The following is a 13,158-nucleotide window of genomic DNA, read 5'->3' as shown; positions in this document are numbered from 1 at the left end:
CTCCTTCCATCGACAACCATTGTTTACCGTTAACAATTCCGCCGGGCAACGCTCGTCACATGGCCGCGCCGGGAACCGCCCACCTGCCGGAGCGGGTCCGCAGCACCACCGCCACCAGGCGTAGCGCCATGAACGCGGACAGCCCCGTCCAGATCCCCGAGAGGCCCCACCCGAAGGCCAGGCTCAGCCAGATCAGCGGCAGGAACCCGGCGGCGGCCGACAGCAGCGTCGCGGTGCGCAGGAACGCCGCGTCGCCCGCGCCCAGCAGCACCCCGTCGAGCGCGAACACCACCCCGGCGACCGGCTGGAGCGCGACGAAGAACCACCAGGCGTTCGGGATCTCCCCCAGCACGCCCGCGTCCCCGGTGAACAGGCCGGGGATCACCCCGGACAGCGCGGCGAACAGCACCCCCAGGCACGCGCCGAACACCAGCCCGTACCCGGTGACCTGCCGCGCGAAGCCCTTCGCGTCCTCGCGCCGGTCCGCGCCGAGGAACGCGCCCACGATCGACTGGGCGGCGATGGCCAGCGAGTCCAGCACGAGCGCCAGGAACGTCCACAGCTGGAGCACCACCTGGTGCGCGCCGACGGCGGCGACCGAGGTGCGGGCGGCCACCGACGCCGCCGACAGGAAGCACGCCTGGAACGCCAGGCTGCGCAGCACCAGGTCGCGGCCCATGCCGAGCTGGGCGCGCATCAGCGCGGGCACCGGGCGCAGCGGCACCCCCTCCACCGCCAGCGCGCGCAGGAACAGCCCGGCGGACAGCAGCTGGGCGACCACGTTGGCCACCGCCGAACCCTCAAGGCCCCACCCGGCGGTGTGCACCAGCAGCGGGCACAGCACCGCCGACACCGCGTTGCCGAACAGCACGTACCGCAGCGGCCTGCGGGTGTCCTGGACCCCGCGCATCCAGCCGTTGCCCGCCATCGTCACGAGCACCATCGGCGCGCCGAAGAGGGCGATCCGCAGCCACGACACCGCCTCGGCCGCGACGACCTCGTCGCCGACCAGCAGGCGCGCGGCGGGCCCGGCGAGCAGCTGCCCCAGCACGATCACCAGCGCGCCCACGGCCAGCGCCAGCCAGGTCGCCTGCACGCCCTCGGCCACCGCCTCCGCGCGGCGACCGGCGCCGAACAGCCGGGCGGTGCGGGCGGTGGTGCCGTAGGACAGGAACGTCAGCTGCGTGGCGACCTGGGTGAACAGGACGCCGCCCAGCGCCAGGCCTGCCAGCGGCAGCGCGCCCAGGTGGCCGACGACGGCCGTGTCCACCAGGACGTAGAGCGGCTCCGCCGCCAGCACCACCAGCGCGGGCGCGGCCAGCCCGACCACCCTGCGCGCCGGAACCCGTTCGACCACCACTGCACCCCCATGCTCGACCGGGATCAGCCAAGCACAGGGGGAGGTGGATTCCGGACGGTCCTTACCGGAGGTCGCGCGGCTCGCCCGCCGCGCCCACCACGGTGTCCAGCGCCTGCCGCAGCCGCTCCAGCACGTCCTCGGCGCGCCCGGTGGCGGTGAACCCGGCGGCCAGCCGGTGCCCTCCCCCGCCGAGCAGCTGCGCGACCTCGCGCACGTCCACCCGGCTCACCGCGCGCAGCGACCCCGACCAGCGGTCCGGCCGCAGCTCCTTGAGCACGGCGGCGACCTCGGCCTCGGTGGTGGTGCGCACCAGGTCCACGACGCTCTCGACCTCCTCGGAGCGCAGCCCGGCCGCGTCCTCCAGGGTCACCACCGCGTGCACCAGGCCAAGCCCCCCGGCGGCCGTCGGCTCCAGCCGGGCCCGCCCGAGCACCCCGGCGAGCATCGCCAGGTAGCCGAACGGGTGCGAGTCCATCAGGGAGCGGGCGAGCGCCTCGCCGTCCACGCCGGTCGCGATCAGCCGCGCGGCCACCAGGTGGGTGGACTCGGTGGCGTGCCGGAACGAGCGGGTGTCGGTGACCAGGCCCGCGTAGACGCAGCGGGCCACCGGCTCGTCCAGCTCCACGCCCAGCTCGTCGAGCACGCGCAGCACCACCACGGCGGTGGCCTCGGCGCGGTCGTCGATGACGTTGATCGTGCCGTAGCCGGGGTTGGACACGTGGTGGTCGATGACCACGACGTGCTCGGCGGTGGTGACGCGGTCGCCGAGGTGGCCGAGCCTGCCCACGCTGCCGCTGTCCAGGGCCACGAGCACCTCGGGGCGCTCGGGCACCTGCGACGGCGGCACCAGCAGGCCCGCCACGTCCAGCCCTGCCAACGAGCGGGGCACCTCGGCGGGTTCGGAGAAGGACACCCTGACGGTCGCGCCGCGCCGGTGCAGCGCCAGGCCGAGGGCCAGGGCGCTGCCCAGCGCGTCGGCGTCCGGGTTGACGTGCCCGAGCAGCGTGACGTCTCGGGCCCGCTCCAGCACGCGTGCGGCTGCGGCGACGGCCGCGTTCAGGTCATCCACGACCAGAACGCTAGTCGGACTCCTCGACCTCACGCGCGGCCTTGTACGGATCGGCTTCGCCCGCGGGCTTCGCGTCGGAGGCGATTCGCGCCACCTCGGCGTCCAGCTCGCGGGCCTTGGCCAGCAGTTCGTCCATCTTCCGCGCCTCGTCGGGCACGGTGTCGGTGACGAAGGTCAGGGTCGGCGTGAACCGCACCCCGGTCTGCTGGCCGACCATGCTGCGCAGCACGCCCTTGGCCTTCTCCAGGGCCGCTGCGGCGCCCGCGAGGTCGGGCTCGGAGTCGAGCTTCTCGCCCAGCACCGTGTAGTACACCGTCGCGTCGTGCAGGTCGCCGGTCACCTTCGTGTCGGTGATCGTGACCCTGGCCAGCCTGGGGTCCTTGACCTGGTGCTCCAGCGCGGACGCGACGATCTGCGAGATCCGCTTGGCCAGCTTGCGAGCCCGTGCCTGGTCGGCCACGGCGCTCCCTCCTCTTCCGCTACACGTCCTCCGGCCCGACCAGCCTGTGGCGGGCGGAGAGCAGTTCCAGTTCGGGGCGTCCCGCGACGAGCCGCTCGCAGGCGGCGAGGACATCCCTGACATGCTCCGCGTCGGCGGCGACGACCGCCACTCCGATCAGAGCGCGCCGGTGCAGGTCGAGGTGGCCCGCCTCGGAGGCGGACACCTCGAACTTGCGCTTCAGCTCGGCCACGACGGGCCGAACCACGGATCGCTTCTGCTTGAGCGAGTGCACGTCGCCCAGCAGCAGGTCGAGCTCGAGTGCTCCTACGTACAAGTGTCAGACCGCTGTTTATCCACTGCGGCGGGTGCGCTATGGGACTGGCTGAACGGGACACGGGGCCACCACCAGGGCGGCCCCGTGTCCCGGATCGATCAGGCGCGCGGCTTCTCGCGCATCTCGAACGTCTCGATCACGTCGCCGATCTTCAGATCGCCGTAGTTGCCGAGCGTCAGACCGCACTCGTAGCCCTCGCGGACCTCGGTCGCGTCGTCTTTGAACCGCCGCAGCGAGCTGATCGGCAGGCTCTCCTGGATGACGTTGTTGTCGCGCAGCAGGCGGGCACGGGCGTTGCGGCGGATCTCGCCCGAGAGGACGAGGCAACCGGCGATCGTGCCGACCTTGGAGGACTTGAAGACCTCGCGGACCTCCGCGCGGCCCAGCTGGACCTCTTCGTACTCCGGCTTGAGCATGCCCTTGAGGGCCTGCTCGATCTCGTCGATCGCCTGGTAGATCACCGTGTAGTAGCGGACGTCGACGCCCTCGCGGTTGGCCAGCTCGGTGGCCTTGCCCTCGGCCCGGACGTTGAAGCCCAGGACGATGGCGGAACCCGCGACGGCGAGGTTGATGTCGCCCTCGGTGATGCCACCGACGCCTCGGTGGATGACCCGCAGCTCGACGTCGTCGCCGACCTCGATCTTCATCAGGGCGTCTTCCAGTGCCTCGACGGTACCGGAGTTGTCACCCTTGATGATCAGCGTGAGCTGGCTGGTCTCCTTCAGCGCGGCGTCCAGGTCCTCCAGGCTGACGCGCTTGCGGCGGGCCGCGTTGAGCGCGTTCCGCGTGCGGGCCTGGCGGCGCTCGGCGATCTGCCTGGCGACCCGGTCCTCCTCGACCACGAGGAAGGTGTCACCCGCCCTCGGGACCGAGGTCAGACCGATGACCAGCACCGGCCGCGACGGGTACGCCTCGGTGACGTCGTCGCCGTGCTCGTCCACCATGCGGCGGACGCGGCCGTACGCGTCGCCGGCGACGATCGAGTCGCCGACCCGCAGCGTGCCGCGCTGCACCAGCACCGTGGCGACCGGACCGCGACCGCGGTCCAGGTGCGCCTCGATCGCGACGCCCTGGGCCTCCATGCCGGGGTTGGCGCGCAGGTCCAGCGAGGCGTCCGCGGTCAGCAGGATCGCCTCCAGCAGGCCGTCGATGTTGACGCCCTGCTTCGCCGAGATGTCGACGAACATGGTGTCGCCGCCGTACTCCTCGGCGACCAGCCCGTACTCGGTGAGCTGCTGGCGGATCTTGGCGGGGTTGGCCCCCTCCTTGTCGATCTTGTTGACCGCGACCACGATCGGGGCGTTCGCCGCCTGCGCGTGGTTGATCGCCTCGACCGTCTGCGGCATGACGCCGTCGTCCGCCGCCACCACGATGACCGCGATGTCGGTGGAGTTCGCGCCACGGGCACGCATGGCGGTGAACGCCTCGTGACCCGGCGTGTCGATGAAGGTGATGAGTCGGGGGTTGCCCTCCAGCTCGGTCTCCACCTGGTACGCGCCGATGTGCTGCGTGATACCGCCCGCTTCACCCTCCGCGACCTTGGTCTTGCGGATGGTGTCGAGCAGGCGGGTCTTGCCGTGGTCGACGTGACCCATGACGGTGACGACCGGGGGCCTGATGGCCAGGTCGTCCTCGCCGCCGGCGTCCTCGCCGTAGGTGATGTCGAACGTCTCGAGCAGCTCGCGGTCCTCCTCCTCGGGGGACACGACCTGCACGACGTAGTTCATCTCGGAGCCGAGCAGCTCCAGGATCTCGTCGGAGACGGACTGCGTCGCGGTGACCATCTCGCCGAGGTGGAACAGCACCTGCACCAGCGAGGCCGGGTTGGCGTTGATCTTGTCGGCGAAGTCGGTCAGCGAGGCGCCACGAGGCAGCCGGATGGTCTCGCCGCTGCCCTTGGGCAGGCGGACGCCACCAACCGAAGGCGCCTGCATGTTGTCCATGTACTCCTGGCGCTTCTGGCGCTTGGACTTGCGCCCACGACGCGCCGGACCGCCGGGACGGCCGAAGGCGCCCGCCGTGCCACCGCGACCACCGGGGCCACCGCCACCGGGACGACCGCGGAAGCCGCCACCGCCACCACCGGCCGGGGCGCCACCGCCACCGCCGGGGCGGAAGCCGCCACCGCCGCCGCCACCACCGGGACCGCCGCCGCCGGGGCGGAAGCCGCCACCGCCGCCACCGCCACCGGGGCCGCCGCGGAAGCCACCGCCACCGCCGCCGCCACCGCGGAAGCCACCGCCGCCGCCACCGGGGCCGCGACCGCCGCCACCGGGACCGCCGCCGGGACGACCACCGCCGCCGCCACCGGGGCGGGGCGCGGCCGACCGGCCCGGCATCATGCCGGGGTTCGGGCGGGGAGGCATGTTGCCGGGGTTCGGGCGCGGGCCGCCGGAACCGGCGGAACCGCCGGGACGGGGACCGGCCGGACGCGGGCCGCCGGGACGCGGGTCACCGGGCTTGGTGCCGCGATCGCCGCGGTCGCCGCGCTCGCCGCCACCGGGACCGCCCTGCGGGCGCGGGGCCTGCGGGCGGGGAGCCGGGGCGCCGCCGCCGACGCCGAACGGGTTGTTGCCGGGACGGGGACCGCGCGGACCCTGAGGCTTGGGGGCCTGGGGACGCGGCGGGACCACCGAGGGGCTGTCAGCGGCAGCCGCGGGCTGCTGCTGCTGGGGCTGCTGGCGCGGGCCGGGCCTGGGGCCGGGGCGCGGGCCGGACGGGCGCGGACCCTGCGGGCGCTCGGCGGCCGGAGCCGACGGGGCCTTGGGGGCCTGCTGGGCCGGGGCGGCCGGAGCCGAGGGGGCCTGCGCGGCCGGGGCGGCGGGAGCCGCCGGGGCCTGCGGGGCCGGTTCGGCCGCAGCGGGCTTCGGGGTCTGCGGCTTGGGCGCCTGGGGGCGCGGGCCGGGCACGGGGCGCGGACCGGGCTTGCCCATGGGCATCGAGGGACGCGGGGCCTCGGAGCCGCCCTGGGGGGCGGACGGGGCCTGCGGCTTGGGAGCCGAGGGACGGGCGCCGGAAGACGGCTTCTTGCCCTCGCCCTTGGCGTGCGCGTCGCGCAGTCGTCGCGCCACCGGCGCCTCGACGGTGCTGGACGCGGACTTCACGTACTCGCCCTGACTGGCGAGCGTGGTCATCAGTTCCTTGCTCGTGACACCGAGCTCTTTGGCGAGCTCGTGCACGCGGGCCTTGCCTGCCACTGCACTCCTCTGCTGATGAGGCCGGCGGCAGCCCGTCGACCTCGTCTCAACGTCGCGCGTTCATGTCTTCAGCTTCACGGCTGACTCATGACGGGTCGACCTGCTTCCTTGACTTGCTGCCGGCCGCGAGGCGATCCCGCGGCCGTACTGTCCGAACTGCTCCAAGTGTGCGCGAACGCCCTCGGTGTCGAGCTCGCCCGTGACCTTCAAGGCCCTGGGAAACGCTCGACGCTTCTCGGCGGTGCGGAGGCAGTTCGGATCGGGGTGCAACCACGCCCCCCGCCCCGGCAGCCTCCGACGTGGGTCCGGGGCGAGAGCCCCGGCCACGGCGACCACGCGCAGCAGCTCGGAATACGACGTCCGAGCACGGCATCCTACACATGTGCGGACTGGGCCGTCGTGCTCGTTCACCGGTCCCTGACGTCGAACCACTGGCTAGTCTATCCCCTGATTGTCATTCAGCCGAACCGGATGCCGCGGAGTCGTTCTGAACAGCCTCCGCGTCGCTCCGGATGTCGATGCGCCACCCGGTCAGCCTGGCGGCCAACCGGGCGTTCTGCCCCTCCTTGCCGATGGCGAGGGAGAGCTGGAAGTCGGGCACCACGACGCGGGCGGTCTTGGCCCGCTCGTCGAGGACCCGCACCGAGACGACCTTCGCAGGTGAGAGCGCGTTCCCGACGAAGGTCGCCGGGTCGTCCGAGTGGTCGATGATATCGATCTTCTCGCCCGCGAGCTCGCTCATGACGTTGCGCACGCGCGCGCCCATCGGGCCGATGCAGGCGCCCTTGGCGTTCACGCCGGACACCGTCGTGCGCACCGCGATCTTCGAGCGGTGACCTGCCTCACGCGCCACCGCGGGGATCTCCACGGTGCCGTCCGCGATCTCCGGGACCTCCAGCGCGAAGAGCCTGCGCACGAGGTTCGGGTGGGTGCGGGACAGGGTGATCTGCGGGCCGCGCGCGCTGCGCGACACGCCGACGACGTAGCACTTGATGCGGGCGCCGTGCTTGTACTCCTCGCCGGGCACCTGCTCGGCGGGCGGCAGCACGCCCTCGGTGTCGCCGACCTGCACGACGACCATGCCGCGCGCGTTGGCGCGGGCGTCGCGCTGGACGACGCCGCCGATGATCTCGCCCTCCTTGGCGGAGAACTCGCCGAAGGTGCGCTCGTGCTCGGCGTCGCGCAGGCGCTGCAGGATGACCTGGCGCGCCGTGGTCGCGGCGATCCGGCCGAACCCCTCGGGCGTGTCGTCCCACTCCTCGGTGACCGCGCCGTCCGGGCCCAGGTCCTGCGCGAGCACGCGCACGGCGCCGGACTTCCGGTCGATCTCCACCCGCGAGTGCGGGTGGTGGCCGTCGGTGTGCTTGTACGCGGTCAGAAGCGCGGTCTCGATGGCTTCCAGAACGGTGTCGAAGGGGATGTCCTTGTCCCGCTCGATCGCCCTGAGAGCGGCGATGTCGACGTTCACTCCGACTCCTCCTTCGAACCCCGGTCGCCCAGGAGCGCGAGCTCCTCGACCGGGGGTTGCTTGAACTCGACCTCGACGACGGCTCGCTCGATCGCGCTGTACTCGACGCGGCGCAGCTCGCCCTTCACCAGGAGCACGACACCGGTGTCGTCGCAGTCGCCGACTCGGCCGAACCACTCGACCTGCTCGGGCTGCTTGACCTTGACCAGCCGCAGCCTGGCGCGCAGCCAGTGGCGGGGCCGGGTGAGGGGGCGGTCGGCGCCGGGAGAGGTGACCTCAAGCGTGTAAGGACCCGCGATGAGGTGCTCGTTGGCGTCGAGCGCGGCGGACACGGCGCGGCTGGCCTGGGCCACCTCGTCCAGCCCGATGCCCTCGTCGCCGTCGACGACCACCTTCACGAGCCTGCGACGCCCAGCCTGGTTCACGTCGAGCAGTTCCAGGTCGTAGCCGATGGCCTCGACCGCCTCCCGCACGACGGGGGTGAGCTGCGCGGCGAGTTCTCCGCGCGGCGGGCTGGACACGTGGTGACTCCCAGTCTTCCGGGTGCAGGTGAGCTGTGAGCACGACAACCCCGGTCGACGCTGCACTCGCCGGCCGTGGTCGCCCAGACTAGCCTGTCCTGGGCCGTCCGCACGCCCCACGGGCGGTGAGCGGTGGTCTGGCAGGATCGGCGGACGTGATCGGACTCAGCAGGCGCGCCGTGCTGCTCGCCGCGGCCTCGGCGCCGCTGGTGGTGGCGTGCACCTCGACCCCGCCCGCCCCTCCGCCCCCCGACCCGCTGGCCGCGCTGGCCGACGCGGCCCTCAAGGACGCCGCGCTGGCCACAGCCGTGGACGCGCAGGAGACCGCCGCCGCGCGGACCGAGCACGCCACCCGGTTGCGCGCCGAGGTGGAGCGGGCGACACCGAGCACGCCCTCGTCGTCGGCGGCTCCGTCGACGACCTCGTCCGCTCCGCAGGCGCCCGCCGGGGCGACCAGGGAGCAGTTGGCCGCCGCGCTGCAGGCGGCCCAGAAGCAGGCGGCGGACCTGCTGCCGTCGCTGCCCGCGCACCGCGCCGGGCTGGTCGGCGCGGTCGCTGCGGGGTGCGCGAGCTTGGTGGAGGCGTTGGGGTGAGCGACCAGGCGAGCGCGGACGCGGTGCAGGTGGGGCTGGGTGCGGAGCACGCGGCGGTGTGGACGTACGGGCTGGTGAGCGCGTTCCTGCCGAAGGCGCAGGAGACGGCGGTGGCCGAGGGCGCGAACGCGCACCGGGCGCGCCGGGACACCACCGAGCGGTGGTTGCGGGACGCGGGGCAGCAGCCGAAGCCCGCGGCGGCGGCGTACCTGCCGCCGGAGGGCGTGCAGGACGCGGCGTCGTCGATCGCGGCGCTGGTGGCGGTGGAGGCGGACTGCTGCGCGGCGTGGCGCGGGGTGCTGGAGCGCACCGACGACAACGCGCTGCGGACGACGGCGCTGGCGGCGCTGACCGAGTCGGCGGTGCGGGGCACGCGCTGGCGGCGGGCGGCCGGGTTGTCGCCGGTGTCGATCGCGCTGCCGGGCGCGCCGGAGTAGGCGAGGGGGCGGGGCGACCCGCCCCCTTCGCGTTCCCCGGCCGGTTCGCGGGGCCGGGCGGCGGGGCCGGGCGCGTGGCGGAGACCACCCCGGTCCGTGGGACGGGCTCCCGCGCAGTGGGACACGGCAGCGGGACGGTGCAGCGGGACGCGCAGCGGCCGTCCCGGCGCCGGGCCCTCGTGCGGGGCCCGGCGCGGGCGGTCAGCCGAGCGCGGCGGCCAGCCGCAGGGCGTCGGCGGAGATCCGCCGCATCAGGTCGGTGTGCCCGGCCCCGGTGTTGTCGGCCTTGGCGGTGTCCGACTCGACGATGACCACGTCGCGGTCGCTCAGCTTCGAGGCGTAGCCGCCACCGCCGAGCGTGGTGATCCCGTCGACCTTGACCGCGCCGTCCTTGACCAGGTCGTTCACGTTGCCGGTGCCGTCCCGGTTGGTCAGCTCCATCAGGGCGGTCGCGTCCTCGGGGGACTTCATCCTGACCACGGCGACCGAGGTGTAGACCTTCGCCCCGTTGGCGGCGGCCGTCGTGGTGTAGAGCGCCCGGATCAGCTCCTCGCACGGGGTCTTGCCGAAGAAGTCCTTGGCCTGGCCGTAGGCGTGCGAGGCGCACTCGGCGTCCCGGCGCGGGGCCGGGGCCTGGGTGGACGGGGTGAACTCGAACTCGCCCGCGGGCACGACCGGCGCGCTGGACGGGGTCGGCGAGCCGCTGGAGGACTTCGGCCCCTCACCCGACTGGAACATCATCCAGACGAGTCCGGAGACGACCGCGATGCCGACCAGGCCGATGATCCGGACCACCGCTGTGCGCCGCTGGAACGGCACCGCCGACAGGCCGGTCGCGGTGGGCGGGTGGCTGCGCGGGCGCTGCTGCGCGGGCGCGCCGTACCGGGGCGGCGGCGGTGGGGGGAAGCCCTGGTCGTAGCCGCCGTAGGGGGGCGCTCCGCCGGGTCGCGGCGGTCCCTGCGGGCCGGGCACCGGCTCGAACGTGAGGGTGCCCGACGGCGTCTGCTGGGGGGTGGGCGGAACGGGCTGGGGCTGCCCCTGGTCCTGCGGCGGGGGCGGCCCCATCGGCGGCCCAGCCGGGACTCGGGGAATCCGCTGGGTCACCTCTCCAGGTGATTCGGGGGGAACCGACACAGCCGACCACGGTAACGGACGCGGTTCAGGCGAGCGCTCTGAGCACGCGGTCGACGTCGTCGCGGGTGCTGTAGAGGTGGAAGGCGAGGCGGACCCGGCCGGCGCGCGTGCTGGCGGCGATCCCGGCCGCGAGCAGCGGTTCCGGCGGCACGTCCAGGGACACGATGGCGGACCCGGCGGGCGGCAGGCCCAGTCCGGCGCGCAGCGCGTCGGCGAGCCCGGTGGTGTGGGCGTGCACGGCGGCGCGGTCGAGCGAGGCGAACCAGGGCAGCGCGGCGGCGGCGCCGACGTGGGCGTGCCAGACCGGGGACAGGTCGAGGCGGCGGGCGTCGGCGGCCAGGCGCAGCGGCAGGTCGTAGACGGTGGTCCACGGGTCGTCGCCCGCGTACCAGTTGGCGACCAGCGGCGCGGTCCTGGCCAGCGCGGCCTCGGAGCAGGCGAGCCAGGCGGTGCCGCGCGGGCTGAGCAGCCACTTGTAGCCGGTGCCGACCACCCAGTCGGCCCAGTCCAGCTCCAGCGGCAGCCACCCGGCGGCCTGGGTGGCGTCGAGCAGGACCGGGACGCCGGTGGCGCGCAGCGCGGCGAGGTCGGCGAGGCGGCCGTCGGCGGACTGGGCGACGCTGACGGCGACCAGGTCGTGGTCGGCGGCGCGGTCGGCGAGCTCGTCGAGCGGGACCTCGGTGACGGTGTGGCCGCGCGCGGCGAACGGGAAGGTGAGGCTGGTGAAGTCGCCCTTCGCGACCAGGACGCGGGCGCCCTCGGGCAGGCTCGCGGCGACCAGCGCGACGAGCTGGGAGACGGTGGCGCCGATGGCGACGCGGTCGGCGGGCGCCCCGACGATCCGGCCGAAGGCGGCGCGCGCGACGGCGACGGGCTCGTCGAACACCGGCGGCGCGTCGGCGCCGCGCGCCCACCGGGCCACGGCGTCGGCGACCGCGCGGGCGGTGGTGGTCGACGGGACGCCGACGCTGGCGGTGTTGAGGTAGCCGGGTGGGACGTCGAAGGTCTCGCCGAACGCGGTCCGCATGGGGCCATCAGACCCCACGCCCCGCCGGTCGTCCACCCCGCGAACGGCCGGGCGGCGCCCCGCGCGGTCCGGCGCACCGCTGCCGTCCCGCGCCACGTCCGCACGGCTCAGCGCGCCCCTGCCAGCCCGCGCCACCCCCGCACGGCCCAGCGGGGACGCCCGTCCCCGCGCCACCGCCGCCCGGCCAGGCGCGCCCCGGCCCGGCTCAGCGCAGGGTCACCACGTTCCCGGTGACGAGCTTGGCCTCGTCCGAGCACAGGAACGCGACGACGTCGGCGACCTCGTGCGGCTCGGCGACCCTGGTGGAGGCGCGGACGGCGTCGTTGACCCAGCCGGTGTCGGTGGCGGGCGGCTTGACGCAGTTGGCGGTGACGCCGTGCGGGGCCAGCTCGGCGGCGGCGGCCATCGTGTAGTTGTCCAGGGCCGCCTTGGCCGCGCCGTAGGTGACCTCGCTGGGGAACCCGCCCGGCCCGCCGGAGGTGAGGCCGACGATCCGGCCCCAGTCCGCGCCGCGCGCCAGGTGCCTGCGGGCAAACTCGGCGATCAGCAGCGCGCTGGCTCGGGCGTCCACGGCGAACTGGGCGTCGAAGGTCTCGGCGGAGACGGGGGCCGTCGTGCGGCCGAACTGGTCCAGCCCGGCGGCCAGGAACGTGTCCTGCACCCACGAGGAGGCGTTGTTGACCAGCACGTCGACCGGGCCCAGCTCGCGCTCGGCGGTGTCGAACAGGCGGGCGGGGGCCTGCGGGTCGGCGAGGTCGGCCTCGACGGCGAGCACCCGGCCGCCCGCCGCCTCGATCGCGCGGACCACGGCGGTGGCGTCGGCCCCCCGGTCGGCGGCGTACCGGTCGGGGAGGCTGGGGTCGGGGAGCGGGGTGAACCTGAAGTAGGCGGCGAGGACCTGGACGCCCCGCGCGGCGAGCGCGGTGGCGACGGCGGCCCCGATGCCCTGGTTGGCCCCGGTGACGATCGCGGTGTGCGGCACGGCGTCGATCATTCGGTCGCGGGGACGGCGGTGTCGACCGGTTTTTGCGTACCCTCTCCCGGTGCTCAGCGAGGAGATCGAGATCAGGACGGGTTCCGACGAGGTCGTGTTCGACCTGACCGCGCACTGCGAGCGGTTCCTGGCGAAGACGTCCGGGGACGGGCTGCTGCACGTGTGGGTCCCGCACGCCACGGCCGGGCTCGCGGTGCTGGAGACGGGCGCGGGCAGCGACACCGACCTGCTGGCGGCGCTGCGCGACCTGCTGCCCGCCGACGGCCGGTGGCGGCACCGGCACGGCACGCCGGGGCACGGCCGCGACCACGTGCTGCCCGCGCTGGTCCCGCCGCACGCGACGGTCCCGGTGCTCGGCGGGGTGATGGCGCTGGGCACCTGGCAGTCGGTGTGCCTGGTGGACACGAACGTGGACAACCCGGTGCGCAAGGTGCGGTTCAGCTTTTTGGCCGGGTGAACCTCAGACACGACCGAGTGAGGCGCTGGGCACCCTCCGTCGTGGACGGAAGTGAGCTGCGGCACGTCCAACCTCGATCGCTTTTCCATCACCTGAGCGGATTCCGACTGGTGGAGGCGGTACCG

14 protein-coding genes are annotated in these 13,158 nt (G+C 74.3%); 3 read left to right on the top strand and 11 right to left on the bottom strand.

Translation table 11 applies throughout. The annotated features are described in order from the left end of the window. Positions 1-55: 55 nt before the first annotated feature. The 8 genes from LV78_RS10225 to rimP form a co-directional block, all read right to left on the bottom strand. A complete protein-coding gene (locus LV78_RS10225; RefSeq protein ID WP_253844614.1) occupies positions 56-1,360 on the bottom strand; it encodes an MATE family efflux transporter in 1,305 nt (434 codons plus the stop codon). A gap of 61 nt (positions 1,361-1,421) precedes the next feature. Beyond that, complete coding sequence (locus LV78_RS10220) at positions 1,422-2,429, bottom strand: DHH family phosphoesterase (protein WP_253844613.1); 1,008 nt, start codon at positions 2,427-2,429, stop codon at positions 1,422-1,424. Positions 2,430-2,439: 10 nt separating this feature from the next. After that, positions 2,440-2,889: a 30S ribosome-binding factor RbfA gene (rbfA, locus tag LV78_RS10215; RefSeq protein WP_015804528.1), complete on the bottom strand. Its 450-nt coding sequence runs from the start codon at positions 2,887-2,889 to the stop codon at positions 2,440-2,442. Positions 2,890-2,908: 19 nt separating this feature from the next. Continuing rightward, positions 2,909-3,205, bottom strand: a complete 297-nt coding sequence (locus LV78_RS10210; protein WP_015804529.1) for a DUF503 domain-containing protein — start codon at positions 3,203-3,205, stop codon at positions 2,909-2,911. Positions 3,206-3,303: 98 nt separating this feature from the next. Beyond that, complete coding sequence (gene infB / locus LV78_RS10205) at positions 3,304-6,402, bottom strand: translation initiation factor IF-2 (protein WP_253844612.1); 3,099 nt, start codon at positions 6,400-6,402, stop codon at positions 3,304-3,306. A gap of 60 nt (positions 6,403-6,462) precedes the next feature. Further along, a complete protein-coding gene (locus LV78_RS10200) occupies positions 6,463-6,729 on the bottom strand; it encodes a YlxR family protein (protein WP_253844929.1) in 267 nt (88 codons plus the stop codon). Positions 6,730-6,856: 127 nt separating this feature from the next. After that, positions 6,857-7,870 (bottom strand): transcription termination factor NusA, encoded by a 1,014-nt coding sequence (gene nusA / locus LV78_RS10195; RefSeq protein WP_253844611.1) that lies wholly within the window; start codon positions 7,868-7,870, stop codon positions 6,857-6,859. Continuing rightward, the gene (gene rimP / locus LV78_RS10190) at positions 7,867-8,391 is read right to left on the bottom strand and encodes a ribosome maturation factor RimP (protein WP_015804532.1); all 525 of its coding nucleotides are present in this window, start codon (positions 8,389-8,391) and stop codon (positions 7,867-7,869) included. Before rimP ends, nusA begins: the two co-directional genes overlap by 4 nt. Before the next feature lie 155 nt (positions 8,392-8,546). Between rimP and LV78_RS10185 the strand changes: the two genes are divergently transcribed. Continuing rightward, positions 8,547-8,984 (top strand): hypothetical protein, encoded by a 438-nt coding sequence (locus LV78_RS10185; protein WP_253844610.1) that lies wholly within the window; start codon positions 8,547-8,549, stop codon positions 8,982-8,984. Next, complete coding sequence (locus tag LV78_RS10180; protein WP_253844609.1) at positions 8,981-9,421, top strand: ferritin-like domain-containing protein; 441 nt, start codon at positions 8,981-8,983, stop codon at positions 9,419-9,421. The genes LV78_RS10185 and LV78_RS10180 overlap by 4 nt, the downstream gene beginning before the upstream one ends. A 201-nt stretch (positions 9,422-9,622) precedes the next feature. Here LV78_RS10180 and LV78_RS10175 read toward each other — a convergent pair whose 3' ends face one another. From LV78_RS10175 to LV78_RS10165, 3 genes are all read right to left on the bottom strand, one after another. Beyond that, positions 9,623-10,393 (bottom strand): hypothetical protein, encoded by a 771-nt coding sequence (locus tag LV78_RS10175; RefSeq protein WP_253844608.1) that lies wholly within the window; start codon positions 10,391-10,393, stop codon positions 9,623-9,625. Positions 10,394-10,580: 187 nt separating this feature from the next. Beyond that, positions 10,581-11,582: an aminotransferase class V-fold PLP-dependent enzyme gene (locus LV78_RS10170; RefSeq protein ID WP_253844607.1), complete on the bottom strand. Its 1,002-nt coding sequence runs from the start codon at positions 11,580-11,582 to the stop codon at positions 10,581-10,583. A gap of 205 nt (positions 11,583-11,787) precedes the next feature. Beyond that, positions 11,788-12,576 carry an SDR family oxidoreductase gene (locus LV78_RS10165; protein ID WP_253844606.1) on the bottom strand — a complete coding sequence of 263 codons (789 nt, stop codon included), beginning with the start codon at positions 12,574-12,576 and terminating at the stop codon, positions 11,788-11,790. Positions 12,577-12,625: 49 nt separating this feature from the next. Between LV78_RS10165 and LV78_RS10160 the strand changes: the two genes are divergently transcribed. After that, on the top strand, positions 12,626-13,033 hold the full coding sequence (locus tag LV78_RS10160; protein ID WP_253844605.1) for a YjbQ family protein: 408 nt from the start codon (positions 12,626-12,628) through the stop codon (positions 13,031-13,033). Positions 13,034-13,158 lie beyond the last annotated feature (125 nt).

This window comes from Actinosynnema pretiosum (assembly GCF_024171695.1).
GTDB classification, from domain to species: Bacteria; Actinomycetota; Actinomycetes; order Mycobacteriales; family Pseudonocardiaceae; genus Actinosynnema; species Actinosynnema pretiosum.
The sequence above is the reverse complement of the archived record's forward strand: the minus strand, read 5'-3'. Positions and strand labels throughout refer to the sequence as shown.

Coding starts and splice junctions, on each gene's coding strand:
- LV78_RS10165 (WP_253844606.1), bottom strand. CDS start 12,576: ATGATCGACGCCGTGCCGCACACCGCGATCGTCACCGGGGCCAACCAG.
- LV78_RS10170 (WP_253844607.1), bottom strand. CDS start 11,582: ATGCGGACCGCGTTCGGCGAGACCTTCGACGTCCCACCCGGCTACCTC.